Source organism: Enteractinococcus fodinae, assembly GCF_031458395.1.
In the GTDB taxonomy this organism is placed as follows: Bacteria; Actinomycetota; Actinomycetes; order Actinomycetales; family Micrococcaceae; genus Yaniella; species Yaniella fodinae.
Map to the genome: position 1 here is coordinate 981553 of NZ_JAVDYJ010000001.1, position 26099 is coordinate 1007651.

14 protein-coding genes and 1 tRNA gene are annotated in these 26099 nt (G+C 57.8%); 10 read left to right on the top strand and 5 right to left on the bottom strand.

What is annotated here, in order from left to right; translation table 11 throughout:
• Positions 1–75 precede the first annotated feature (75 nt).
• A complete protein-coding gene (locus J2S62_RS04720) occupies positions 76–3390 on the top strand; it encodes an ATP-dependent DNA helicase (protein ID WP_310171981.1) in 3315 nt (1104 codons plus the stop codon).
• Positions 3378–6848, top strand: coding sequence for an ATP-dependent helicase (locus J2S62_RS04725; RefSeq protein ID WP_310171983.1), 3471 nt, complete (start codon positions 3378–3380; stop codon positions 6846–6848). Before J2S62_RS04720 ends, J2S62_RS04725 begins: the two co-directional genes overlap by 13 nt.
• Here J2S62_RS04725 and J2S62_RS04730 read toward each other — a convergent pair.
• Positions 6845–8236: a phosphotransferase gene (locus tag J2S62_RS04730; protein ID WP_310171987.1), complete on the bottom strand. Its 1392-nt coding sequence runs from the start codon at positions 8234–8236 to the stop codon at positions 6845–6847. The genes J2S62_RS04725 and J2S62_RS04730 overlap by 4 nt on opposite strands.
• Before the next feature lie 86 nt (positions 8237–8322).
• On the opposite strand from J2S62_RS04730, the gene nudC reads away from it, so the two are divergent.
• Positions 8323–9327 (top strand): NAD(+) diphosphatase, encoded by a 1005-nt coding sequence (gene nudC, locus J2S62_RS04735; RefSeq protein WP_310171989.1) that lies wholly within the window; start codon positions 8323–8325, stop codon positions 9325–9327.
• A gap of 2 nt (positions 9328–9329) precedes the next feature.
• Complete coding sequence (locus J2S62_RS04740; protein WP_310171991.1) at positions 9330–11465, top strand: ATP-dependent DNA helicase UvrD2; 2136 nt, start codon at positions 9330–9332, stop codon at positions 11463–11465.
• On the opposite strand, the gene J2S62_RS04745 is transcribed toward J2S62_RS04740, so the two are convergent.
• Positions 11384–12502 (bottom strand): ubiquitin-activating E1 family protein, encoded by a 1119-nt coding sequence (locus tag J2S62_RS04745; RefSeq protein WP_310171993.1) that lies wholly within the window; start codon positions 12500–12502, stop codon positions 11384–11386. The two genes, J2S62_RS04740 and J2S62_RS04745, sit on opposite strands and share 82 nt — an antisense overlap.
• Positions 12503–12656: 154 nt before the next feature.
• On the opposite strand from J2S62_RS04745, the gene J2S62_RS04750 reads away from it, so the two are divergent.
• Positions 12657–13271, top strand: a complete 615-nt coding sequence (locus J2S62_RS04750; RefSeq protein WP_310171996.1) for a M48 metallopeptidase family protein — start codon at positions 12657–12659, stop codon at positions 13269–13271.
• On the opposite strand, the gene J2S62_RS04755 is transcribed toward J2S62_RS04750, so the two are convergent.
• Both J2S62_RS04755 and J2S62_RS04760 read right to left on the bottom strand, forming a co-directional pair.
• On the bottom strand, positions 13268–14638 hold the full coding sequence (locus J2S62_RS04755) for a zinc-dependent metalloprotease (protein ID WP_310171998.1): 1371 nt from the start codon (positions 14636–14638) through the stop codon (positions 13268–13270). The two genes, J2S62_RS04750 and J2S62_RS04755, sit on opposite strands and share 4 nt — an antisense overlap.
• Before the next feature lie 42 nt (positions 14639–14680).
• Complete coding sequence (locus J2S62_RS04760) at positions 14681–17776, bottom strand: efflux RND transporter permease subunit (protein ID WP_310172000.1); 3096 nt, start codon at positions 17774–17776, stop codon at positions 14681–14683.
• A 122-nt stretch (positions 17777–17898) separates the two neighbouring features.
• Between J2S62_RS04760 and J2S62_RS04765 the strand changes: the two genes are divergently transcribed.
• The 5 genes from J2S62_RS04765 to J2S62_RS04785 all read left to right on the top strand — a co-directional run bounded on the left by J2S62_RS04765 (position 17899) and on the right by J2S62_RS04785 (position 24711).
• Positions 17899–18951 carry a YlbL family protein gene (locus tag J2S62_RS04765; protein WP_310172002.1) on the top strand — a complete coding sequence of 351 codons (1053 nt, stop codon included), beginning with the start codon at positions 17899–17901 and terminating at the stop codon, positions 18949–18951.
• Between the two features lie 73 nt (positions 18952–19024).
• A complete protein-coding gene (locus tag J2S62_RS04770; protein WP_310172005.1) occupies positions 19025–22153 on the top strand; it encodes a UPF0182 family membrane protein in 3129 nt (1042 codons plus the stop codon).
• Between the two features lie 75 nt (positions 22154–22228).
• Positions 22229–22302: transfer RNA gene (locus tag J2S62_RS04775), tRNA-Met, on the top strand.
• A gap of 392 nt (positions 22303–22694) precedes the next feature.
• The gene (locus tag J2S62_RS04780) at positions 22695–23939 is read left to right on the top strand and encodes a S1C family serine protease (protein WP_310172008.1); all 1245 of its coding nucleotides are present in this window, start codon (positions 22695–22697) and stop codon (positions 23937–23939) included.
• A 16-nt stretch (positions 23940–23955) separates the two neighbouring features.
• A complete protein-coding gene (locus tag J2S62_RS04785) occupies positions 23956–24711 on the top strand; it encodes a PIG-L deacetylase family protein (protein ID WP_310172010.1) in 756 nt (251 codons plus the stop codon).
• Here J2S62_RS04785 and J2S62_RS04790 read toward each other — a convergent pair.
• Positions 24708–26081 (bottom strand): anti-sigma factor domain-containing protein, encoded by a 1374-nt coding sequence (locus J2S62_RS04790; protein ID WP_310172012.1) that lies wholly within the window; start codon positions 26079–26081, stop codon positions 24708–24710. The two genes, J2S62_RS04785 and J2S62_RS04790, sit on opposite strands and share 4 nt — an antisense overlap.
• Between the last annotated feature and the right edge of the window lie 18 nt (positions 26082–26099).

The window sequence follows — 26099 nt, forward strand, 5'->3', positions numbered from 1 at the left end:
GAATAACATGTGGATGACCACCGGAGTTGTGGATACATTGTTAGTGCGCAGGCGAAAGATGGTTCAATAGAAGCTATGGTTTCCACTCCGCAACTGCTTCGGCCCAAAAACCTGTATCGTCCTGCCCCGGTTCTTGACGCTCAACAGCAAGAGATTGTCGACCAGCCGGCCGGACACGGCCCAATGCTGGTGCTGGGCGGTCCGGGAACCGGGAAAACCACCACAGCAGTCGAATACGCGGTCGCCAAAATTACTGCGGGAGTGCCCACGAACCAGGTGCTGCTGCTGACGAATACACGAACCGGTGCGGCACAGCTTCGGGACTACCTCACCGCGCGCCTGAACTATGAATCCGTCGACTCTCGAGCCGAGACCCCAGTTCGGTCGTTCGCCTCCTATGCTTTCGATCTCATCCACCGGATGCGAGAAGACGAAGGCGTCACCCCAAGACTGTTAGCCGGCGCTGAACAGGACCGGCTGATTGCTGAGCTCATTGAGGGCTATCAAACCGACCCGCAGCTGACCATTGAATGGCCGGAAAACCTCATCGAAGCTGTCGGGCTGCGCGGGTTACGTCATGAGTTACGCGAACTTATCGACCGCAGCGCCGAATACGGCATCGATCCCGGTGAACTCGCCGCGCTGGGCAGAACGAAAGGCCGTGCCGAATGGGTCGCAGCGGCCACCATTCTGCAAGATTATCGCGACGTACTGGATCTGTCGGGTGCCGCCGCATATGACCCTTCGGGACTCATCACCGCCGCCGCGAAGCTGTGGGAAGCTAACCCGGTCTTCGCCGCAGCCGAAAGACAACGCGTCCGACACATCATCATTGACGATTTCCAGGATGCCACACCCGCTATTCACCGGCTGATCAAACTCATCGGCACCGATCGTGACATTGTCATCACCGTCAACCCGGATACGACCGTCCAAGGATTCCGCGGCGCCCGACCGCAAGAACTCGTCCACTGGCCCCAAGTCCTGGCCCCCAACGCGCCCACCATCACGCTTGAAACCGGCTACCGGCTGGCAGACCGCTTGCATGAGGCCTATCAGCGCACCGTCAGCCGCATCCCGGCCGTGTCCGGGCTGCCCGATGCCCGGACCAACCTCAGCGCAGCCGACCACGACGACGCGCTGGCCGTCCATCGCCTGGCCTCACCTGTCCAAGAGTACCTGTTTATCGTCCAGCAAATCCTGGAACTGCACCACCGTCAGGGAGTGGCCTTTGAAGACATCGCGGTGTTAGCTCGCACCGCGGCCAAAATCTCCGAAGTCGTGACCGCTCTTGAAACCGAAGCCATCCCGGTGGTGCGTTCCACCAGCGAAGTCATGTTAAACCAACAGCCTGCGGCCGCCCCGTTGCTGGTGTTGACCGCGGCAGCCGACGCGGTTGCGCACGGTAGAGCCGAAACCGCCACGGGATTAGACCCCGCAGATCTGCACTGGTTGATCACCGGGCGCTATGGCGCATCCACGCCCCTAGAGTTACGCAACCTGCGACGTCGGCTGCTGGCCGCCGAACGGGACGCGCACGGTACCCGCGATTCCGCTGAACTGCTCGATCACCTGGTCGCGAATCCAGAAGACGCCGCGAGCATCCTGGGGCTCGACCCAGATCGACCCCTACCACGCTATACCGCGGGGGCGGTGCGCATCGGACGAATGCTAGCAGCCATGGTGCAAGCCACGGTCAATGAGAAAGCTTCGGCCGAGATGGTGCTGTGGGCCGGATGGGAGACCGCCCTGCCACAGGTTGGGAAAGTCTGGGAAGAACAAGCCCTATCGAACGATAAAGACGCCGCTATCCGAGCAAACCGCGACCTCGACGCCGCTGTCGCCCTGTTCGAGGCAGCCGAACGCTATGCGGTCCAGTTCCCAGGCCAAACCGCACTCGGTTTTACTGAATACCTGGCAGAACAAGACCTGCCCATGGACTCCTTGTCCAACCGCGGCGGTCAAACCGGAGTCTCTGTACTTACCCCGACCACTGCGGCCGGACGTGACTGGAACACCGTCTTCGTGGTGGGCGTCCAAGAAGGAGTATGGCCTAACACCCGGTTGCGCGGCCAACTGCTACACACCCAGGAATTAGTCGAAGAGGTCACTGGCACCGCAGGACAGCAGCCCATCAACGAGCGGATCGCCCAGGTGCGCCACGATGAGCTCAGAACCTTTGCGGCTGCGATCTCTCGGGCCTCATGCCGATTGATCGCTACTGCGGTCGCCGATGCCGATCACCAACCATCCATGTTCATTGAACGGCTCGCCCCGTGGACTCCCACCGACGAGCAACCGGTACGCCCCTACACTCCGGTTGCGACTCCGCTCACGGTAGATGGGTTGGTCATTCACTTGCGCCGCACCCTCGAAGACGCCGAGCGCCAATTGGAAGCTGGTGTTGCCGATGTCCAGACGGTGCAAAATCAGGCTGATCAGGCAGCTCGTGCGCTCGCGGTGCTTGCCGAGGGCGGTATCGCTACCGCCGATCCGGCAAATTGGTGGGGTCTCAACGAATTATCAACCACGCGCCCCATTCATGGGCTCGACGAGCAGGGCATACCCAATCGCATTCAGTTGTCCCCGTCGACGGTGGAAACCGCGGTCCATTCGCCGCTGCAGTGGTTTATCTATCAGGTCTCGACTTCCGCAGCAGGACCAGCCGCTGCCACCGGCACGTTCATCCACGCGATCGCCGAAAAGTACCGGGATGCCGATGTGGACTCGATGTTCACTGAACTAAAGGAAAAATTCCCCGTGCTGGCCGCCGAAGCGGGCATCGAACCGGGTTGGGAATACGATGCGTTGTATGCCAAAGCAGAACGCGCCCTAGAATTCTTTTATCAATATGTCTCTGGCATGCGGTCCGGCTACAAAACCGGTCGAGGAGCTACTGCCGAAGAATTTGGGCCCCGCCGACTCGTCGCCGTCGAACAACAAGTCACGGCTGATCTCGAGTTTGACGAAGTCAAGGTCAGACTCAATGGGGTCATCGACCGGGTCGAGGTCGATCAATCCGGACGGCCGTACATCGTCGATCTGAAGACCGGGGCTACCGAAATCAGCGCAGCAGATATAACCCGCCTGCCGCAACTGGGGGTCTATCAGGCCATGGTCAAAGCAGGCGCACTGACAGAGCTTGTCGACCGCACCGATCCGGCCGGAGCAGCCCTGGTGCAACTGGGTAAAAACCGGACCAATGTCCAAATCCAACCCCAGGCGCCGCTGGAGCCGGGTCACACCTGGGCTGAACAAGACATCGCCGACGCTGCACGCTGGGTCCAAGGCCCCTACTTTTATGCTGTGCACCAAGAAAACGACTGCAGCCTCAAAACGCTGTGCCCGCTGTGCAAGGAAGGACAACAAGTCACCGAATGGCTGATCTAACCTGGGGTCACCCACCGCGCTACACCGCCCGCCAGCTGACCGACCTGTTGGAGGACCACAAACCTGCCAGCAAACGGCTGTACCCGACTGATGAACAAACCGCCATCATTGAGGCCGGACCGAGCCCACTATTAGTTGTCGCCGGGGCAGGGTCGGGCAAAACCCACACCATGACCGACCGGGTGATCTGGCTGATTGCCAATGGGTACGTCCGGCCAGAAGAGGTCTTGGGGGTGACGTTCACCCGCAAGGCCGCCGGGGAATTGGAAACCCGGATCAACAGCGCTATCGACCGTCTGGCTTCTCATACGGACCTAGACCTTGGACTGGATACCGCAGAGGTCGGCCAAGCCACTGTGACCACCTACCACTCCTATGCCAACTCGCTGGTGGCAGACCACGGGCTGCGGATCGGTGTGGAGCCAGATGCCCGACTCATCGGAGAAGCAGAGTCCTACCAACTGATCACCGAAGTGGCCCGCGACCATGACTCCGACATCGACCTATCCGATGTGCAATCGGAAGATTTGCTGACCAGCATCGCCGATGACGTGCGCGACCGGCCATTGTCATCGACCATCAAAGCCATCAAGAAACTTGCCGGCGACTGCGCTGAACACCTAGTTGAACCCGATCGGGTCAATGCGGCACTGGCCGAAATGTTCACCTTTGGACAGGGCCTGCCGGTAAGCAAATCCATGACCGCCAACACCAAATCGTTGTTTGCCGGGCTGAAACTCCGCAGCAAAATCGCGGACATGGTCACCAGCTATCTAGAACTCAAACACGCCAATAACGTCATGGATTACGGTGACCTCGTCCGATACGCGGCACTGATCGCAACACAGCTGCCTGAAGTTCGAGCAGTGGAACTCGAAAAGTACAAGATCGTGTTGCTCGACGAGTTTCAAGACACCTCTCACGCCCAATTACAACTGTTTTCTGCCTTATATGGCCGTGCCGGAGGTACCCAGGAACCCCACTCTGTGACCGCTGTGGGTGACCCGAATCAGTCGATCTATGGATTCCGCGGGGCCTCTGCCGGGCAGTTGTTTTCCTTCGTCGAAGAGTTCGGTGCCGAGCAACTTGAGCTCACGACCGCCTGGCGCAACAGCAGTCAGATTCTCGATGTGGCAAATCATGTCGCTCAGCCCCTGCGAGAACAAGCACAGGCCGGTCATCTGATCCCAGAGCTGCAACCCCGCCAGGGTGCCCAAGCCGGGACAGTAGAACTCAACTGGTTTGCCTCCGCCGACGACGAAGCAGCGCAGTTGGCCCAACGGATCCAAGACCTGGCCATCGCAGAGGGGGAGTACACCGCTGCGATCTTGTGCCGAACCAAAAAACAGTTCACCCCACTGATCGAAGCGCTCGAGGCCCGCAGTATATCCTACGAGGTCGTGGGGCTGGCGGGACTGTTAAGCATCCCCGAAATTATTGAAATTGTTTCGATCCTCAAAGTCCTCGCCGAACCGCAGTCATCCGAACCGCTGATCCGGTTGTTATCGAATGCCCGCTGGCGCATCGGACCCGAGGATCTCTGGGTGCTCAATGCCTATGCCCGCACGTTGGAATACCAGGATCGGTATAACCCGCTGAATGCTGAGACCTCGCCGAAAGAAGACATTGACCATCCGTCATTGGTCAGCGCCGTTTTGCGGCTTCCGAAAGATAACTGGACGAGTCCGCGAGGTCAACGATTTAGCGAAGCCGGGCTCGAGCGTCTGCATACCATCGGGGCCAGGTTGCGCGATCTCATGCGCCAGATCCATCTGCCCATTCCCACGCTGATTCGACACATTGAAAAACTCACCGGCTTAGGTATCGAGGTTGGTGTGCGTCCCGGCAACGAAGCCGTCGCTTCGCGCCGCTACCTCGATGAGTTCCTGAGAATTGCCGAAGCTTTCCAGGCCTCCGCGGATCACACGCGAACCTTAGATCTCGTAACGTTTCTGACGTGGCTCGAAACAGCCGCAGATGAAGAAGACGGCCTCGATATGCCTCCCGAACAACCAAAACCCGGAGCCGTGCAGATCATGACGATGCACGCCTCGAAAGGCCTAGAATGGGACGCAGTGTTTGTGCCGGGCCTCAATGAACGGTACTTTCCTGGTACCAGCGTAGATTTATGGACTGCCAAGAGTCGAGGAGATCTGCCCTGGCCGCTGCGCGGTGACGCTGAAACCTTGCCCAAGTGGGAATATGAACTGGCCACTGACGTTCGCGAATGGGCTGGGCTGTCGGGGGTAGACGGTTGGTCTGAGAAGATGGCCGAGACGATCATGGAGACCCAGGGTAGGGAAGTTCTGACACTGAAACAGCAGGTACAGCTGCATGAACTCGACGAGGCCCGACGGTTAGCTTATGTAGCATTTACCCGTGCCAAAGACTTGTTATGGGTATCCGGCGCCCACTGGCAAGGGATTACTAAACGTCCCGATAGCATGTCGGTTTTTCTGGAAGAAATGGTCCAGTACCAGAATGATCACGGGTTGGATTACAAGGCGCACTGGGCTGAAGAATTTCCCGAGGAAAATCCGAGACGCGCCAAAGCCGTCGTCGCCCAGTGGCCATATGATCCACTGGATGGCCCCGTCCACTATCAGGTCGAAGCTCGTGAGGACGGCAGACTGCCGGAGCCCGATGAGCACGCTGTCGAAGTACGGCGCAGCCACCCGCGCCGTGCAGTACTGCAGCGGGCAGCCAATAGGGTCCGACACGCCACAGAGACTGAGATCAGTCTGGATGAGGATCTATCCCAACGCATTCATTGGGTGTTGGACCGAGCCAATGTGCCGCTGACACATGATGTCCCGATGCCCGAACATATCTCGACCAGCCGCTTCGTTGAGCTGGCCAGCGATCCCGAAGGTGTGGCTCGGCAAATCCGTCGCCCCATGCCGCAACGTCCGACCGCTGCAGCACGCGAGGGGACCCTGGTCCATGAATGGATTGAGCATTACTACACTCAGAATCGTCCGGGGCTGACTCCGACCTTCGATATTGAAGAGACTGAGATGCTGGTGGATGCCGAATGGGACCAAGCCACCGGACTGGCCGAACTACGCGAGAAGTTCGAGGCCTCGCATTGGTCAGAGAAAACCCCCGTCATGATCGAAGCCGCGGTCGAGACCTCGGTGGCTGGTTTGACGCTGCGCGGACGAATCGACGCGGTATTTCGCAGTGGGGGAGACCGTACAATTGAGTTCGATCCAGAAGCAACCTGGGAGCTGGTCGACTGGAAAACCGGGCGTGTACCAACGGATGCCGAAATGCCACGGCGCAGTCTCCAGTTAGCAATTTATCGCCTGGCGTGGTCCAGACTGCACGGTATTCCGCTAGAAAATATCACCGGAAAATTCGTCTATCTGGCCCACGGGGTCGAAAAAACTCCCCAAGATTTCGCCACCGCAGAAGAACTTGAATCGATCCTGGCTAGCGCTCTGTCTGAGAGCTAGTCCCGTTCCAAGTTCTGACGGACCACTTTCCAGGAGATGGGCTGAGTATCTTCGTCCTCAGCCACCTCTTGAGGTACCACTTCATCGTCCTCGGTCAATTTGTGGACGATCAGTTGAGCCTGATGTTCCTGGGTTTCAGGCCCCTCACCGGTTGAATCTGACGACTTTTCAGATGCGGCAGCATCGGCAGCGTTTGGAAGCGCAGGCTCTGCTGCCTCCTGCTTGTCACGCGTAGCAGGAGAAGGAGTCACATCTTGGGTGTCAACAGGATTCGCCGCTGGTGCTTCAGGGGAGTCTTCGGATGCTGAGGGCTGGGCTGTCGCAGTGGTATCAGTAGGAGTGGCAACTTCGCGGGCTGCAACGGTCTGGGGCACATGTTCTTCGTCGGAGGCTATCACCACGTCATCTTCGGCTGCTACCTCCGCTGAGGGCTCCCAGAACTGCTGGCCGATATCTTGACCACCGGTCCGGTCAATGTCTGCTGCCAGCTCGGACAACATGGATTCCGCTTCAGTAATAACCTCGTCATCGGATGCGTGAATGCCCGACATCAAATATTTCGCAAGAGAAAACTCAGCAGCCAGGGCAGCCCTGCGCATGATGTGCAGATCAACGTGATCCGACGGAACCGCCATATGCCGATGATAGGCAGACAGTACTGCTTCACGGAACTCAAGAGACTCGGTGGAAGCCAGCCACATGAAATCCCGCGCCGGGTCGCCGATATGTAAATCGGTCCACGCTGTAACCCCAACCGCGCGATTGCGATCAATCAGTAATGACGCTTCATCGAAATCGCCGTGGACAACGCGCGGGGTAAAGGTCCACATCGGACGTTCCTCAAAGGCGTTTTCCCACCGGCGAAGCAAGGCTGACGGCACCTTGCCCGTGAGCGCCATCTGATCCAGCTCCGATAGTAACCGGGCTCGTGACTGCTCAGCTCCATATGCCGGTAGGTCTGCAGTTTCGACCACAGCGCTGGGTAGCTTATGGATCGCGGCAATAATCCGGCCGATGTCATCAATGGTCTGGTCTTCAGCCCGGGTGAGCGTATCTAGGTCCACCGGCTTGCCCGGCATCTGGTGATAAATAAAGGTACGCAACGAATCGAGCTGTACGGCACCGGCAACTGATGGCACTCGGAATGGTAGATGTGCCCGGATGGCCGGCGTGAAACCGGATAGGACCTGGATTTCAGTCTCCAAGCGGAAGGCCGCTTGAGAGTTTCTCGGAGAACGCACGCGCCAGTGATTATTGTCGGCATCGGTCACGATTGCAGAGTCGAATGCGCGCGGGTCATCTGGGAATGCCGCGGCTTCAACGATATCGAGCCCGGGCATGGCTGCTGAGGCCAGTGCTGCAAGTTCCATAACGGTACGTTTCATCATGTCTACCTTACGCGGGTTGCCAACAGGTTGTGACCTAACCCCGGTGGTGAGTCGAAAAACTTCCCGACAAGACTAAGCTGGAGTCCATGGATATGTTGCCCGATCTTGGACGTTTGCCCCTTGCCCGCGACGATGTGGATCGTGGTACTGAACTTCGTGACGACGAAACCTGGTTGACCACGTTGTGGGACCGGCCCAACACCCGGGTGCTGTGGCTCCACGGTCGGACGGCCCCCATCTACGCCGGTCAGATTGTCTTGGCCGCTGCTACTGGAGACCTTCCTGACGAAGCCGTATACCTGGGCCGGTCAGCTCACCATCGTGCCAAACACAGTCAGTTTGTCGAACCCGCCGCGGAACACGTCGAAATCATCTTGCTCACAGCCGACTCTTCGGACCCGACCCCTGAACTGATGGCCCCTCAGGTGGGCGGCGTCGACGTTGAGCATGCCGACTACATTGACTGGCTCGGGGTCTCCGATATAGCTGCGGGACTCAATGACCGTGACGTCGGGATTTTTGTCTCTGCCATTGCGATCGCAAACTGGCACAAGGCGAATCGCTACTGTCCGCGGTGTGGGACCAAAACCCAACTGAAAACCTCTGGCTGGGTCCAAGTCTGCCCCGAGGACGGCACGCAACATTTTCCTCGCACTGACCCAGCCGTGATCATGCTGATCACCGACTCCTACGACCGCGCGCTGTTAGGGAACAACCGGGCCTGGGGTGATAAGCGCTACTCCACACTGGCTGGGTTTGTAGAGCCCGGCGAATCGCTGGAGGCCGCCGTTAAACGTGAGGTCTATGAGGAGTCGCGCATTATCGTTGACGGCGTCAAATACATGGGCTCCCAGCCCTGGCCCTTTCCGCAGTCGTTGATGTTGGGCTTTATCGGGCACACGTCGCGACCAGACGACGCGGCAGCGGATCTTGAAGAGATGGCTCAGGTTCAATGGTTTACCCGCGAACGACTGCGTGAAGAAGTGGAAAACGGCCGCATGTTTATCCCCGGAGCCTCATCGATAGCTCACCACTTGCTCCGCCACTGGTACGGTGGACCATTGCCGCAACCTCGAACCCTAGAGAACTAGCCTTGCAAACACCAGAAGATATCCTCGCCGGTTTAGACGCTGAGCAACGCCAAGCTGCAACTGCGTTGACCGGGCCCGTCCGCATTTTAGCCGGTGCCGGTACCGGGAAAACCCGGGCCATTACCCACCGCATCGCTTACGGTGTGGCTACCGGGGTGTACAACCCCTATAACGTCCTGGCGGTCACCTTTACTGCTCGCGCTGCAGCCGAAATGCGTTCTCGGTTACGCGACCTCGGGGCCCACGGGGTTCAAGCAAGAACTTTCCACGCCGCAGCGTTGAGTCAACTGCAGTATTTCTGGCAGCAAGCCGTCGGCGGTGACATGCCCCGCTTGGTGGACCACAAAACCAACCTCATCATGGAAGCCGCACAACGGTTGCGTATGACTACCGATAAAGCCACTATCCGTGACCTGGCCGGCGAGATCGAGTGGGCAAAATTCAATATGCTCACGCCCCAGACGTATCAACAGCGTGCCGGGCACCGGTCCATGCCTTCCGGGTGGGACCTGATCGCTGTGACCCGCCTGTTCCAGGCATATGAGGACCTCAAATCTGACCGCGCGCTAATCGACTTTGAAGACGTCCTGTTGATCATGGTGGGTATCTTAGAATCCGAACCACGCATTGCGGCCACTATTCGCAAGCAGTACCGGATTTTTTTGGTCGATGAATTCCAGGACGTGTCGCCGTTGCAATATCGATTGCTCAAAGGCTGGCTGGGTGATCGCGATGACCTGTGCGTTGTTGGCGACACCTCCCAGACGATTTACTCGTTCACCGGGGCCACCGCAGACTTTCTGTTGGACTTCACCCAGGACTTCCCGAATGCCACTCAGATCAATCTGATCCGGGATTATCGTTCGACCCCACAAATCGTCGAGTTAGCCAACCGGCTGCTGCAGGAACGCACCAGGGCCGATCGACCCTCGTTACCACGCTGGCCCCAACCTCTTGAATTGCTCTCACAACGCGATCCCGGCCCGGCCCCGGTCTTTGCCGAATGTACCCACGACCAGGCCGAAGCAGAGTGGGTAGCCCAACAGATCCAGCAACTGGTAGCCGAGGGGCATAAAGGCTCAGACATGGCGGTGCTGTTCCGGACCAATGCTCAGTCTGCTGCTTTTGAACAAGTACTGTCGGATGCCGGCATTTCCTACCAGGTCCGCGGTGCCGAACGCTTCTTCAACCGCCGCGAAGTACGCGATGGCATCTTGCAGTTACGTGCTGCGGCCAAATCCGCCGACGGGGTAGCTGGATCCGAGGTTGTCACACGTGTCAAAGACGTCTTGGCCTCGCTAGGTTATACCCCGATAGCGCCTCAGCAGTCCGGTGCGGTCAGAGAGCGCTGGGAGTCCTTGAATGCGATCGTGAACTTGGCTGAAGACCTTGTAACAGCTCGCGGGGACCAGGTCACCATGGATGTGGTGGTCGCCGAACTCGACGAGCGTGCATCACATCAGCACGCCCCGGTGATGGACGGGGTCACGCTGGCATCGATCCACTCTGCTAAAGGCCTCGAATGGGACACGGTCTTCCTCGTTGGGCTGACCGAAGGGTTGATGCCCATCAGTTTCGCTACCGAAGACAAGAATGTGGACGAAGAGCGTCGACTCTTGTACGTGGGCATCACTCGAGCCAAAACCCGCTTATTCCTGTCGTGGTCCTTGGCCCGGTCAGCGGGAGGTCGTGCCAGTCGCCGCCCGTCACGGTTCCTGCAAGCGATTCGCCCATCCACCACTCGGTCAGCGTCTAGCTCCACCGAACGCACCGCCAAAACCCGTCGTGCCAAAGTCTCCAAATGCCGCACCTGTGGGGCAGTGCTCTCGAGTGGTGCAGAGCGCAAAATCGGGCGCTGCCAAGACTGCCCGCCTACCTATGATCAAGCCGTCTTCGATAGTCTGGTGAGTTGGCGGAAGGACATCTCTACGGCGGATAAAGTACCAGCATTCGTCGTCTTTACCGATGCCACCTTGGTTGCGATCGCCGAAAAAATGCCGACTGATTTGCAACAGTTGCGCCAGCTGCCGGGTATCGGGCCCAAAAAACTGGAACGCTACGGCGCAGAAGTACTGGCAATCCTCAGTTCTGGTAAGGCAACACAGCACCCGGGCCGAGGATCGACCTCAAACGTCTGAACCCACCCATTGGCTAGATGCACACGCGTGAAGGTATTGAGTGTCATGCCGGGGACCACACCGTGTTTTGTGATGGGGACTTGATGCCGTAGCTGTTGAGAATCCACCATCGTCAATACATCGGTGGCAATCAGACCTGCTACAAGATGGGCACCAGCGATGGTTTCAATACCGCCCGAATGTTCCCTGAGCGCGGTCATTCGTTGCAGCAGGGGAGTGTTGGATACGGTACTCGGGGAGATCAGACAAAGCGGACATGTATGACCCTGCTGCACGACCCACGGGCCGATATCGATCTCATCATCTCGCACCACCACCGGGAGATACGGGTGACGTTGGTTTTTGGCAGCGAGGATAGTTTCGGCGTTGAAACCGCCTAAGGTAATGTGCACCGTGGCCAACCCGGCCAGTTCGGGTTGGCGAAACCATCCGGTTGGGTGCACGCTGGGACGCCGGTATTTTGGGTTCAGAGCCGCCGCGGTCGCAAGCGCGCGAATCTGCCCGATATCGGATTCCCTGAGTCCTGTCCCAATGTCTGCGCTCGTAACCCGGGTCGCATCCCATACGTTGAGATGACCCAGCCCCGAATCCTGCAGAATCTTCGTTAGCGCAACTCCGGTGCGTCCCAAACCAAAAATCTGAATGGCGGCTCTGTGCCGCTGGGTTTGGAATTCCTGGCGGTCATGGGGCGCCAGCCCATGGAACTTCCCTGCTTTGAAGACCGGAGTCACACACCGTAGGCGTGCCAAACTACCGCGATGATCCGGATCTGCGCTAATGACAAAATGGTCCTGGTTAAGTGTAGACACCAGCACGGGTGCCAGTTTGGTCAATAGCAGGTGGCAGTCCACTTCTGAGACTTGGCAGTCCTTTGCCACGATGTATTCCTCACCATCGGCGATGCCTTCGCGCAGCCGGTGTAGGAAGGTTCGGACTGGGTGAGTCACGCCGGTCAGCTCAAGTGCGCGATATCCCGAACCGATTTGGAAATGGGTGACCGACAGCTGGGTAAACGACAGGCCCGGATTGATTTGCATGACAACTCCTCGCTGGATTCAAGGTGTTACCATGATGATCGACCGCGACGCGTCGTGCCGTACGTTTTCCACAGTGGTAGTACTTCCGTAGTGTTATCCACATGGTGAGGTCGTCACGCCACGGGGCATTATCCAATGGTGCAGCATGAAGGGCATGAACACTATTTCAACTCTGGTACGCGATAATATTGAGCAACTGTCCGGGGGACGTATTGCCTCGGTAGTCGAAATCGATGGAGAACCCATCCGTCTCATTGCCTCGGCCCGCCGTCGCAAGACCGTCTCGGCATCCGTGCGGGATGGCATGATTCAATTGTCGGTGCCCAGCACCATGCGAGACGCCGACATTGTCACCTCAGCGCGGGGGCTCATCGCCAAGATCAAAGCGAGACAACGCGCAAGTCAGCGATTCCAATCCAACCCAGAATTGTTTGCCCGTGCCGTCCATCTAGCTAGGGTATGGCTCAATAGTGAAGTGCATCCCAACTCGGTGACTTGGTCGGAGCGGCAAACCACATTGTGGGGATCATGTACGGCCACCACAAAATCGATCCGCATTTCGACCATGCTGCGTGGGATGCCCCAGTGGGTGATCGATGGAGTGCTCGTCCATGAGCTGGCACATCTGAAATATGCCGGTCATGGGGAGGACTTTCAGACGTTCACGAGACGGTACCCGCGAATGGCCGAAGCGGACGCGTTTTTGGAAGGGGTCACCTTTGCACAGCGACGCGAGCAAGGCACCCCGTTTCCAAACGCCTACGATTAGTTGTCTTCGTAACCGCCCTCGAGCAGCTTCTTCAAGTCCTCATCAAGGCTTGCGGATTGCTCGGCGGCGCTTTCGCGACGTTTCATATACCCTTGGGGATCATCGAGATCTTCCTGGGTGGGCAGTCGAAGTTGCGACTCCCAGATCGCGTCCCGGTATTCCCGACCTTCCGATTCTTCGATCGTGCTCCACAACTCAGCGGCATCGTTGAGCCGACGGGGGCGTAAGTCCAATCCGACTAAGGAGCCAAACGCGTGCTCGGCGGGTCCGCCGGAGGCACGGCGCCGGTTGATCATCTCCCGCATCGCATCGGCTGATTCTAACGGTTTAGCGGCTTCGGTGACCACCACGTCGACCCAGCCTTCTACCAAGGCCAGGAGTGTTTCGAGTTGCTCAATGGCAGCTTTTTGGGCACCTTCTGGTTCGGGAATGAACATGGATCCAGAGAACATTTGATTCATGGATTCTGGGTCCATAGGGTCCAGAGTCTGGACGGCGTCTTCAATAGCCGACACATCGATGCTGATGCCGGCAGCATACTGCTGCACCATAGCGGTCAGGTCACGCGCCAACCACGGTGAATTCGCGTACAGACGCATCCGGGCAGCCTCACGCAGCGCGAGATAAATCCGAACTTGATCGGGCTCAATATCGAGTCCGTCACCGAATTCTTCGATATTGACCGGCAGCATCGCCATCCGCTGTCCTGCTACCGGGAAACCGGTATCGGTGCCGGACAAGACTTCCTGAGCCAGTTCACCGATGGCATGTCCCAGCTGCAGTCCGAACATAGAGCCGCCGAGATTTTTCATCATCGGTTCCATATTGCCCATGGCCCCTTGCAGCTCTTCGGGCAATTGACCTGGAAGTTGTTCGGTGACTGCTCGGGTGAGGGCCTCGGACAGGGACAATACGACTGGTTCGGTCATCTCACGCCAGTTGTCCATCGTGGATTCAACCCACTCTGCCCGCGACCACGACACGACCGGCACATTGGCTGGCTCAAGGGTGGTGGCCTGATCTAGCCAGGAGTCAGCAAGGCGAAGAGCATCGCTTATTTCCTTGGCTGCAAAGGAACCCACGGAGGGGTCTTGACCGGCAACTGTTTGGCGAGCTGTCTGCTTGGCCAAATCCCATTTGACGGGGCCTTCTTCGTCAGAAGAGTGCATCATGAATTGGAACTGCTGCATCATGTTCTGGATCATTTGTGGATCCATCATGGAGGGATCAAATGGCATCCCACCACCGAATTGGTTCATGGCGCGTTGGATTTCTTCTGGATCGGGGGCGTTGCCACCAAACATGCGCCGAAACATTTCGGACATTGGGTCGTGGTCGTCACCGTTTGTTGGGCCTTGGTTGCTCATATCTCTCCACGTTACTGTAGCGTCGGGTTGAAAAAATAGACCTTACTCGCTTGGCGCAGAGTGAACGTCTTGCGCCGCTGCTTCCTTCCTGGCTTGGTGCCGACTCACAGTCTCTGCGGTGCCCTCCGTCATACGGTATAGCACCGGCACAATGACCAATGTGATCAGTGTCGAGGCCACCAGACCGCCGATAACTGCCACCGCCATCGGGGCCGAAACGAAGCTCGACTGGCTCGCCAACCCAAGCGCCGGTGGAATCAACGCGCCGATGGTTGCGGCTGCCGTCATAATGATAGGTCGGACACGGTTCTGCGCACCGGCAAGAATCGCGTCCTCCAGCGTGGCATCTCGACGACGATACTGGTTGATCAAGTCCATTAAGACAATCGAGTTGGTCACCACGATCCCAATCAGCATGAGCATCCCGACCAAGGTGGTCGCACCGAGCGGTGTACCGGTAATCAGCAAGGCTACAATCATGCCGGTTGCTGCAAACGGTATGGCTACCAACATCACCAGCGGTTGGACCAAGGATTTCAGCAACCACACCAACACGACATAGATCAGTAGCACCGCGGCGATCATCGCCAGCGCAAGCTGCTCGAAGGTCGTATCGATCTCCTCTGCCACACCGGCAAGTTCGGACTGCACTCCATCTGGAAGATCGGCGTTATCGATCGCTTCGGACAGTGCGGCGGTGGTTGCCCCGACATCATCAGTCGAGGCGGGAGTCACCGAGATGGTCACGGTGCGGATAGCATTCATCGTGCTCACCGTCGGTGGGATGTTCACGCGGTTGACTTCGGCGAGGTCGGTCAGTGGAATACCGAATAGGTCTAAGTTTTCGAGGTCTTCGACAGTCTCCACGGCGGCTGAAGATTCGATATAGACCTCCAGGTCGCGGTCGTTGATGGTTACTTCAGATACCGGGAACTCGGCGGTGTGAGAAACAATCAGACCCATCGCATCGGCAACGGTCATCCCGTACTGGGCGACCTCGTCTTCTCGCGGGATGATCTCGATCGAGGGCTGTTCTGCCGTAAAGTCCGACTCGACCTGGGCCGTCTCGTCGAGTTCTTCAAAAGCGTTCACTAGGGTCTCCGATGCCTCACCGAGGTCATCCTCGTTGAGCGCATCAAGACGGACATCGACAGTGTCAGAGCCCATCATGGCGTCCCCGGTTTCCATCTGGAATTCACCGTGATCGGGATTTTCTGCGAAGAAGTCTTCCAACGTTTGTTGTAGGTTCGCTTCGACTTCCGGCTGGTCAGCGCTAGCCTCGGTAATCAGCGTAAATGTCGCCTCGTCATCGCCGGGACTCATCATGGTCTGGCCACCACCGATATCGACTTGGACTGTTTCGACCGCTTCGACGTCCGCCAGAACAGTTTCCAGATCGCGGGCAAGTTCAGACGTACGTTGCAGCGAGGAACCTTGCGGTGCGTTATACGTAACCACCTGCATATTCATCCCCGTGTCGCCCAGCAGATTCACCTTCAGCGCCGGCACCAGCGCGATTGAACCGACAAATACTGCCAGCGCAGCGATTGCGGTGGTCCAGCGCGTCGCCCGGGACCGAATCGCCCAGGTAATGATCGGACGGTAGATGCGAGCCAACCGGTTGGTGGTGACTCGAAGGTCAGTATTTTCCATCACGCGGGCCTGGTCTCCACGAATGCGCTTATTGCGCATAAACCAGTACGCCAATACGGGCACGATCGTGAGTGCTACCAGCGTTGAGCCCACCATAGCCAACACGACGGTCAACGCAAAAGGTCGGAATAGCTCTCCGGCGACGCCTTCGACCAGCAAAATAGGCACGAAAACCAAGACAGTGACGACCGTTGAAGAAATGACCGCCGATGAGACTTCTCCGGTGGCGCGGGTGATCGTTTTGAGTTTGGACTCACCTTCGGGCGCCTGCCGGAGATGTCGCATGATATTTTCGATCACAACAATCGAGTCGTCGACCATGCGCCCAATGGTGATCATCAGCCCCGCAAGCGACATCATGTTGACGGTCGTGCCAGTGGCCAACATGCCGACAAAAGCAAACAGCACCGATAGCGGAATAGTGATACCGGTAATGATGGTGGGACGCACGGCTAAGAGGAACACGAAGATAACTAACACAGCCAGCGCGAGCCCCCACAGACCCTCATTGGCTAGGCCGGCGATCGCGTCTTCAATGAAATCGGCCTGATCAAAAACGATCGTGAATTCGGTGCCGTCGGCCATTTGCACCGCAGCCTCATCCATGATGGCTTTGGCCTCTTCGGATAGTTCGATGAAGTTAGCATCATTGGAAGGCAAAATCATCAGCGAAATGGCATCGTCACCATTTGTCCGAGAAACGGTTTGGGTCTCAGCTTGTGTTTGTTCGACCTCAGCGATCTCCGATAAAGGCACCGGTGGGCCTTCTTCGACGGCCACCAAAATGGATCCCATATCGTCGACTTCGTTGAATTCCTTGCCGATGGCGATATCTAAGGATTCATTGTTGTCACTGACGCTGCCCCCGGGGACCACTGCTCCAGCGTCTTCGAGCGCGTCAATGAGATCGGTGCGGTCGATACCTTGCTCGGTGAGCGCATCATCGTCGGGATTGATTCGCACGATCTCTTCCTCGGCGCCGAATAACTGAACTTGGGAAACACCAGAGATATTTTCCAGGTCGGATCGGGCTGCTTGATCGAATCGTTCGCTGAGTTCAGCAGGATCAAGTTGCGACGAGATCGACACGGCCATTGCCGGAATATTCGAAGTGCCACCGGTTAAAGTGGTGGTGTTCGTGCCGTCGGGCAATTCCTCGTCGAGTGAATTTAACAAGACATCAGTTTGCGAAGCCGCGCGGAAAACGTCTGACCCGTACTCTAACTCCAGAGTGATCAAGGAGAAGTTAGAGTTCGAGGTCGACGTCGTGGATACGGCGTTATCGACGGTGGACAACTGGCGTTCGATGGGCTCAGCTACTTGTTCTGCCATCTGTTCCGATGACGCACCAGGGTTGGTCGCTGTGATTGCAACCGCGGGTAACTCAACCGGCGGGATGAGTTCTCGCCGTAGCATGTTAAGCGAGATGAGCCCCAGTACCATGATGACGATGGTGACTAATGCGATGAACGCACGATTCTTCATGCTGAGTTTGACGAGCCAGTCCAAAATGGTCCTTTACCGAAGCGGAAAGTCAGAATGCTGGTCTCAATTTACCCTAGATAGGCTAGGGATCCTCAATCGGGAATCGGGAACGAAAGCGGTATATGGACGTTCAAACTAAACTTCGGCCACGGGCCAAGCGCGCAGGTGTCTATCTGGCGGTCTTGGTTTTCATCACGCTGTTCATCCCTACCCCGTACACCATTCAATCTCCGGGGCCGACATTCGACACGTTGGAACAAGTCGAATTCGACGGGGAAGCACACGACATGGTTGAAATCGACGGTGCCCCAACCTACCCGACCGAGGGCAGACTTGATCTAACGACGATCTCGGTGTCAGGTCCGCCAACCTCTTCATCACTGATGCTGGAGGTCCTTTATCATGCGGTACAGCCGTATCCTGCCATAACCCCTGCGCAGCTGATCTACCCGCCTGACACCACCGGTGATGAAGTTCGCAGTCAAAACGCTGAAGCGATGGCCGATTCGCAATCCTGGGCGGTCGCAGCCGCGCTCGAACACCTAGATATCGACTATCAGCAGCGCTTATTTGCGCTGGATTTCACAGAAGAGTCGCCTGCTGCCGGCATCCTCGAGCCCGATGATGAAATTCTCAGTGTCAACGGGACCGAAATAACCGGCCACGCCCAATTAGTCAATACGATCCAGGAAGCCCAGGGCCAACCGGTTGAGTTGCGGGTTCGTCGTGATGACGACGAACAGACCTTTACGATCCCCGTGACGCAAGGTGAGGACGGAACGTATCAGATCGGGGTCTACCTGGATTCCGAGTTTGAGTTCCCCCTGGATGTAGATATTCATCTGCAAGACGTTGGTGGACCCTCTGCCGGTTTGATCTTTAGCTTGGCTCTGATTGACCGGATGACCCAGGAGTCGGTGACCGAGGGTGAACATATCGCCGGGACCGGGACGATTGATCCGGACGGCACCGTCGGGCCGATCGGGGGGATCCAGCAGAAGGTCATCGCAGCGGCTTCTGAAGGGGCCACCATTTTCTTGGCACCGGAACGCAACTGCCAAGAAATAACTTATGTTCCAGCTAACATCACCGTTTACAGTGTGGATACACTAGACACGGCATTGGAAATTCTGGATGCGCCAACAGGTGAAAGAAATTACGCAACCTGTTCGTGAGCTGGCAGTTGGCTAGAATTTTACTAATTTGAAAACAAACGAGTCGGGCATTGCCCGCAGATAGGGAACTACCGTGAGTTTCGGACAAGGATTCGGCGGCATTTTTGGTCGCCCCGATGATCCCTCCGGTGGCTCTGGCGATTCCGGCGGGTCATCGACCCGTGGATACGGATTTTCGTCAGGCAACGGAGGCTCAGGAAGCGACGACAGGGCAGGTGGGGAAGGCGCAGGTTCGCGTCGTCCCGGTGCTTTACTGCTAACACTGATCATTCTCGGTGTACTAGTAGCTCTGTTTGTGCTGTTCACCATGGTGTACACCGAGGTGCTGTGGTTCAACCAACTGGGCTACCAGCAGGTGTTCTGGATTGAGAATGTCACAAAGGCAATACTGTTTGTTATAGCCGGTGTGCTCATGGCCGTCGTGACGTGGCTGGCCCTGCATTTAGCGTATAAGTACCGGCCGAAAAATCTCGCCGGACAGCTTCGCCAGAACGTCGAACAGTACCAAAAACAGCTTGAGCCAATCCGTCGGTTGGTATTTATCGGCGCCCCGATTCTCATCGGGTTCTTTGCTGGAACCGCAGCAATGAACGCATGGGAAGACGTACTGCTCTTCATGAACCAAGTTCCCTACGGCACAGGCGACCCTGAATTCGGACTAGATCTGACCTTCTTCATGGCCACGCTGCCGCTGTTGTCTACGGTCGTGTCGTTCCTGACGTCGATCGTTTTGGTGGCCGGGATCGCTGGCATCATTGTGCATTACCTCTACGGTGGTATTCGCATAGAAGATGGCGCGGGAATCACCGTTGAACGCGCAGCGCGGATCCATATTCTGGTCTTCGCTTCGCTGTACATGCTGCTCCAAGCCGCACGCTACTGGCTCAACCGTTACCAGACTCTGCAAGACCAGTCGGGCAACTGGGCCGGTGCAATGTACACCGATGTCAACGCTGTCATTCCTACCTCGACGATCTTGGCGATCGCAGCGCTGTTAGTTATCGGGCTCTTCATCGCTACGATGATCAACGGCAGCTGGCGGTTGTCCATTATCGGTGTGGCAGGGTTCTTGGTGGCGGCACTGATCGCCGGTTCGATCTACCCGTTCCTCATTCAGCAGTACCAGGTATCGCCGACTGAGCAGACCATGGAAGCGCCTTACCTGGAGCGCAACATTGAATACACTCGAGAAGGCTATGACGTAGCCGACGTCGAGTACACCCCATATGCCGGCGAAACCGAAACCGAAGCCGGTGCCTTGGAGGGTGAAGCGGCAACTACCGCCAACGTCCGTTTGATGGACCCGAACCTGCTGAGCGAAACCTTCGGGCAGTTGGAACAATTCCGTCCGTACTACACCTTCCCGAGCACGCTGCACGTCGACCGCTATGAAATCGACGGCGAAGTGCGTGACACGATCCTGGCGGCGCGTGACATTAACCCGCCGGCTGATGACTCCTGGGTCAACCAGCACGTTATCTACACCCACGGTTACGGACTCGTCGCAGCTGACGCCTCAGAGGTAGGGGGCGGCGGTCGTCCGGCCTTCTTGCTCAACGGCATCCCGACTTCGGGTCCGCTTGCCTCGGAAGACGATTACGAGCCGCGTATCTATTTCGGTGGCAACTCACCTGAGTACTCGGTGGTTGGGAAAGAAGAAGGCGAACCGGACCGCGAACGTGACCGTCCACAGGAGACCGGGGCAGAACAGGACACCACCTACACCTTCAGCGGTGACGGTGGACCCTCAGTGGGCAACATGTTCAACCGATTGGCCTATGCGATCAAGTTCGGTTCCACCGATCTGTTCTTGTCGCAGGACGTGAACTCACAGTCGCAGATCCTCTTCGACCGCGATCCCGTAGAACGCGTGGAGAAAGTCGCGCCGTACCTGACCGTTGATACCAACACCTATCCCGCCATCGTGGATGGCCGCGTGAAGTGGATCGTGGATGGCTACACCACCTCGGACGCCTTCCCATACTCCGACCAATCACAGCTAGAATCTGCGACCGTCGACGCGCTCAACGTTGATCCGAACCTCGTGCTCACCGGGCAGATCAACTACATCCGCAACTCGGTCAAAGCCACCGTGGATGCCTACGACGGTAGTGTCGATCTGTACGCTTGGGAGCCCGAAGATCCACTGCTGCAAGCCTGGATGAATGTCTATGAGGGTACGGTTCAGCCGTATTCAGAAATGTCCGCTGAACTGCTCGATCACGTCCGCTACCCACAGGACATGTTCAAAGTGCAGCGTGAAGTCCTGGCTCGGTACCACGTTGACGATCCAGGTGACTTCTACGAAGCCAACGACGCCTGGTCCGTCCCAGACGATCCAACCGCGGGCGGCGAAGCCGGTGTGCAAATCCCGCCGTACTACATGACCATGCAGATGCCGGGGCAAGATGAACCCGCATTCCAGCTGACCACGCCGTTTATTCCACAAGCCCGTGAAGGGGCCACACAGCGAAACGTGCTGTATGGCTTCCTGGGTGCTAATGGTGACGCGGGTACCGGTGAGGATGGCGTAAAGGCCGATACTTACGGGCACATGCAGATGCTGGAGCTGCCACGTCAGACGTCCACTCCAGGGCCCGGACAGGCGCAGAACAACTTCAACTCCAATGATGTCGTGTCGCAAGAGCTGAACCTGTTACGCCAGGGTGCCTCCGATGTGATCAACGGCAACATGCTGACCTTGCCGGTAGCCAACGGTATTCTCTACGTGCAACCGGTCTATGTCCGCTCTACCGGGGAAACTTCTTACCCGGTACTGCAGAAGGTCCTGGTGGCCTTTGGTGACGAAGTCGGATTCGCCGATACTCTCGCCGAGGCCCTGGACCAGGTCTTCGAAGGTGACTCGGGCGCAGAAACACCTGAAGAGCAGCAAGTCGAAGACGTACCAGAAGGTGAAACTGACGCGTCGCCAGAGGCTGATGATCAGGCTGAACCGCCAATGGCTACTTCACCGGCCGATCAACTCGACGAGGCACTCAATGACGCCCGCGATGCGATGTCTCGCTCGGAGAGCGCCATGGCTGACGGCGACTGGGCAGCGTACGGTCAGGCTCAAGCCGACCTGCAAGAAGCTCTGGAACGCGCCCTTGCACTCGAAGAGGGCGAGGACCCAGATGCTGCTGACACCGACGCCGACGAAGGTGACGCTGCTAACAACGACACCGAAGGGCAGGGTGACTAGGCCTGATGCGGTTCCGATGAACTAGTCCTCCGATTTGCATTCCATTTCCGCGGTGTGTACAGTAGAGAAAGACGCCGCGGGGTGGAGCAGTTCGGTAGCTCGTCGGGCTCATAACCCGAAGGCCGCAGGTTCAAATCCTGCCCCCGCAACTGAATAACGTGAAAGGCCCCCGAGATTCTCGGGGGCCTTTTGCGTTCCGTCTACTTTCTACCTTCCCATTGTGCGCTACTAAGGAATACCGGTCGACGTTCGTCGGTAGCCATTTTCTCGCGTTCGCTTTTCTTTTCCGCTTCGCTGTGCGTGCTGCATCACTACGAGGTTTTCGACACTTCACTGCTAGAGCACGATTTCGGAGGAGCTGGACCCGAGCGCACTGTGGTGTCGGTCGGTAATCTATAGAGGAAGCCGCTCGGAGCGGTTCTGCCGCGATCCTGGAAAACTTGGACCGACCTCGCAGGGGACGACCAGGAAGTGTTCGGGCTTCATGACGTCGACATCCAGAAAAATATATCAAAATAGAGCTGACAGGAAAGGACGGCGAATGCCCCAAACATGGCCACACGACCCAGAGCGTCGAACTGACCAGCCCGAGAACGGCTCCTATAACCCACCTCCGCCACCACCGGCATCGCAACCGAACGAGCGCAAGTCGAAGCGTTTCGGTTGGCCCGCGCTGATTGCAGCGGTGGCGGTCGCGGCTCTATTGGGCGGCGCCGTCGGGGGCTTGGCCGTCAACTCCCTAGGGACATCAACCGTTGAGGGTGCACCACAACAGACTCCACAACTCAACCGCACAGATGACGTCACACCGACCACCGAAGCCGCCTCAGTCGCTGGCCCCTCAGTGGTGACCTTATCCGTGGGAGGGGACCAGGCACTGGGATCCGGTTCAGGTGTCATTCTGGACGACCAAGGCCACATCCTGACCAATACTCACGTGGTGACGCTCGGCGGACAGACCGCAGCAGCCAGCGTGTTGGTACAGACCTCTGACGGGGAAGTATACGAAGCCGAAGTCGTCGGTTTGGACCCAATGTCTGATCTTGCGGTCATTCGCATTGAGGCAGAAGGCCTCACCCCCATTGATATGGGCAGCGTAGATGATCTCAACGTGGGCGACCAGGCGGTAGCCATCGGCGCTCCGCTAGGCCTAGCCGGAACGGTCACCGAAGGCATTATCTCCACCTTAGACCGGACAATTTCGGTCGCGTCCTCGGCGGTCCCAGAAGAGCCCGATACCCCCGAACAGGAAAACCCATTTGAATTCCGTCTACCGGACCAGTCAGACCCGCCAACCGCGCAGGGCCAGATTCACCTCAACGTGATCCAGTCCGATGCGGCCATTAACCCGGGTAACTCGGGTGGGGCACTGGTGGATCATGCCGGACGACTCATCGGCATTAACGTGGCCATTGCCACCCGTACGGAGGGCAACGTTGGACTCGGCTTTGCTATCCCTGTGGATTATGCCCAGCGGGTCGCTGAAGAACTCATCGAACATGGGGAAGCGTCGCACGGCATGCTTGGCGTGACCATCGTTCCAGCGGGGGACCAGTACGTCTCGTCTGGCGCTCAGGTTGTTGAAGTTCTCGAAGGCGGCCCGGTCGACGACACCGAGATTCGTTCTGATGATGTGATCGTGGGTATTGACGACAAAACGATCAATGATCCGGGCTCATTATCGGCGACGGTTCGAGAATACCCGGCCGGTGCGGAGGTCGAGTTAACCGTCGAGCGTGACGGCGAAGAGTTCACCGAAACGGTCACGTTGGGCGGCACGAACTAGGGCTACACTGGTAGCCGTGCTTACCAAACCTGTTTTCGCAGCTGATCTCGTCTCGACTTCCAATATCCGGCGTGCGCTGGCCATTGCCGCCCACCCCGACGACATTGACTTCGGTGCCGGGGCAACCATCGCCGCACTGACCGATGCCGGGGTAGAGGTCACCTTTTGCCTGGTGACCTCCGGCGATGCCGGCGGGTTTGAACTGGATCAGACCCGTGAACAGATGGTGGCACGTCGGCAGCAAGAACAACGCGACGCCGCACGCGAGCTCGGGGTGGATCAGGTGTGCTTCCTGGACCATTCGGATGGTTACGTCGAGCCCACGCACCGGCTGATCAGTCAGCTGGTTGGGGTCATGCGCCAGGTGCAACCCGAGGTGGTCATCAGCCAACACCCGCAGCGGAACTGGGAACGAATCCAGGCGTCCCACCCCGACCATCTAGCCGTCGGAGAAGCGACCGCGCGTGCGATCTATCCGGCGGTGGAAAATCCCTTTGCCTACCCGGAACTTGAGCTGCCGGCATTTCACATCGGTCAATTATGGATGATGGGAGCTCCCACAGAACTGGCGAACCTGGCCGTGGACGTAACCGATCACGTGGAGCGCAAGCTCAGTGCACTGCATCGGCACGTTTCCCAGCACCCTGATCCGAAGGTCATGGACGATCGGGTGCGAGCCGCCCTGGCCGCAAATCATCCCGAGGTCGATCGTGCCGCCGAGCGTTTTCACGTGGTGGCCGTCAATGACGAAACCACGTTTGCCGGGTTCTAACCGTCGGTGAGTGGCATTTCGACCAGCGCAGCGCTTGAAGGGGTATCTGAGCCAGTCTCGGGCTCAACCGTGATCCACAACAGTTCATAAGAGTTCACCCCGCGGAACCGTACCTCGTCGTTTTCCATTTGCTCGGCAGTAAAAAGTCCTACAGACACGACATGACCGCCCGGTTCTTCAAATAACCACACCTGATAGCGTTCGTCCTCGGCAAGCTCGGGGACCTCATTGAACGACAGGTAGGCGGCATCTTCTTCAGTCGAATAGTGCCCGGCCACCGTGGAGCCATCAAGGTCGGCGGTCACGCTGGTCACGTCGTCGGCACTATCCACCGCGCTACGGATGCGCTGGTTACCGGTATTCAGGAAAATCACCGCAACCAGCACTGCGATGACCAACACCGCACCGATGATAATGAACATCGTGCGGCTCCGCCGTTGTTGCGCTGGGTCCTCTTCGACCTCGTAGTCATCAACAGACTCGATGAACCCAATGCCCACGTTTTGTTCGGGCAGTTGATCTAACACTGATTCCAATAACCGCGCCGGTGGGTGAGCCGAAACCCGACGATACGCCCAGGTCAGCATGCGCTGGAACAGGGCAGTCCGGGCGCGCAGTTGTGCCGCGATGTCGCGATCCTGCCGGTTAATCCAGGCCTCCACCGCGACGGCATCATCGTCGTTGAGTGCTTGTAGTGCGTTCAGCGTGGCTAATTCACTGCCCAGCCCGACCTGAAGGTCGGTGCTCACATCGTCGGAAAATGCTGCCGTTTGACCGCCCGTTGACGACAGCGATCCCGTCACCCGGGTGGTCAGCAGCGGATCGGTGTCAGCGTTGGCCCGAATTTCGGACAGATAGTGACGAGTCAGCCGCACCGCAGCATCCCGAAGACGTGACTTCAAAGTCGGCAAGGCCACGTTGAGGTCTACAGCAGCCTCTTCGACGGTCCGACCGCCCAACCACACGGTGGTTAACGCCACGGCCTGGGCAGCGGTCAGTGGCTCCAACTCGGTTAGCTGTCCTGCGATGGCCTGCATACGCTCGACGGAACCGACTTCCTCGGCATCGGGACGGTGGTAGCGCCCGGTCTGCTGGGCGATCGAGTTAATCCACGCCACCACTGTGCGGTCCCGTGCTTTTTCGTCGGCGTGGTCGACATTGAAATCGAAGGTAAAGTGCGGCGCTTGTCGCCACAAGGAGATGTAGGCGTCCGTGGTGGCCTGCAGCGCGTCGTGCTCGGTGGGAAACATCGAGGTGAGCATGCCGTATACCTGCGGCGAGGTGACATCATAGAGCGCGGCGAAAGCAGCCGTGTCATCATCGCCAGCGGAACGGAGCAGTTGTGCGGGGCCAGGAGTGTAAGTGTCCATCACCGTCAAGCTTACCGA

Excerpts from the sequence above, each read along its gene's own strand:
- J2S62_RS04720 (WP_310171981.1), top strand. The coding sequence starts at position 76 with ATGGTTTCCACTCCGCAACTGCTTCGGCCCAAAAACCTGTATCGTCCT.
- J2S62_RS04765 (WP_310172002.1), top strand. The coding sequence starts at position 17,899 with ATGGACGTTCAAACTAAACTTCGGCCACGGGCCAAGCGCGCAGGTGTC.
- J2S62_RS04755 (WP_310171998.1), bottom strand. The coding sequence starts at position 14,638 with ATGAGCAACCAAGGCCCAACAAACGGTGACGACCACGACCCAATGTCC.
- J2S62_RS04760 (WP_310172000.1), bottom strand. The coding sequence starts at position 17,776 with ATGAAGAATCGTGCGTTCATCGCATTAGTCACCATCGTCATCATGGTA.
- J2S62_RS04750 (WP_310171996.1), top strand. The coding sequence starts at position 12,657 with ATGAACACTATTTCAACTCTGGTACGCGATAATATTGAGCAACTGTCC.
- J2S62_RS04745 (WP_310171993.1), bottom strand. The coding sequence starts at position 12,502 with ATGCAAATCAATCCGGGCCTGTCGTTTACCCAGCTGTCGGTCACCCAT.
- J2S62_RS04780 (WP_310172008.1), top strand. The coding sequence starts at position 22,695 with ATGCCCCAAACATGGCCACACGACCCAGAGCGTCGAACTGACCAGCCC.
- nudC (WP_310171989.1), top strand. The coding sequence starts at position 8,323 with ATGGATATGTTGCCCGATCTTGGACGTTTGCCCCTTGCCCGCGACGAT.
- J2S62_RS04725 (WP_310171983.1), top strand. The coding sequence starts at position 3,378 with ATGGCTGATCTAACCTGGGGTCACCCACCGCGCTACACCGCCCGCCAG.
- J2S62_RS04730 (WP_310171987.1), bottom strand. The coding sequence starts at position 8,236 with ATGATGAAACGTACCGTTATGGAACTTGCAGCACTGGCCTCAGCAGCC.
- J2S62_RS04790 (WP_310172012.1), bottom strand. The coding sequence starts at position 26,081 with ATGGACACTTACACTCCTGGCCCCGCACAACTGCTCCGTTCCGCTGGC.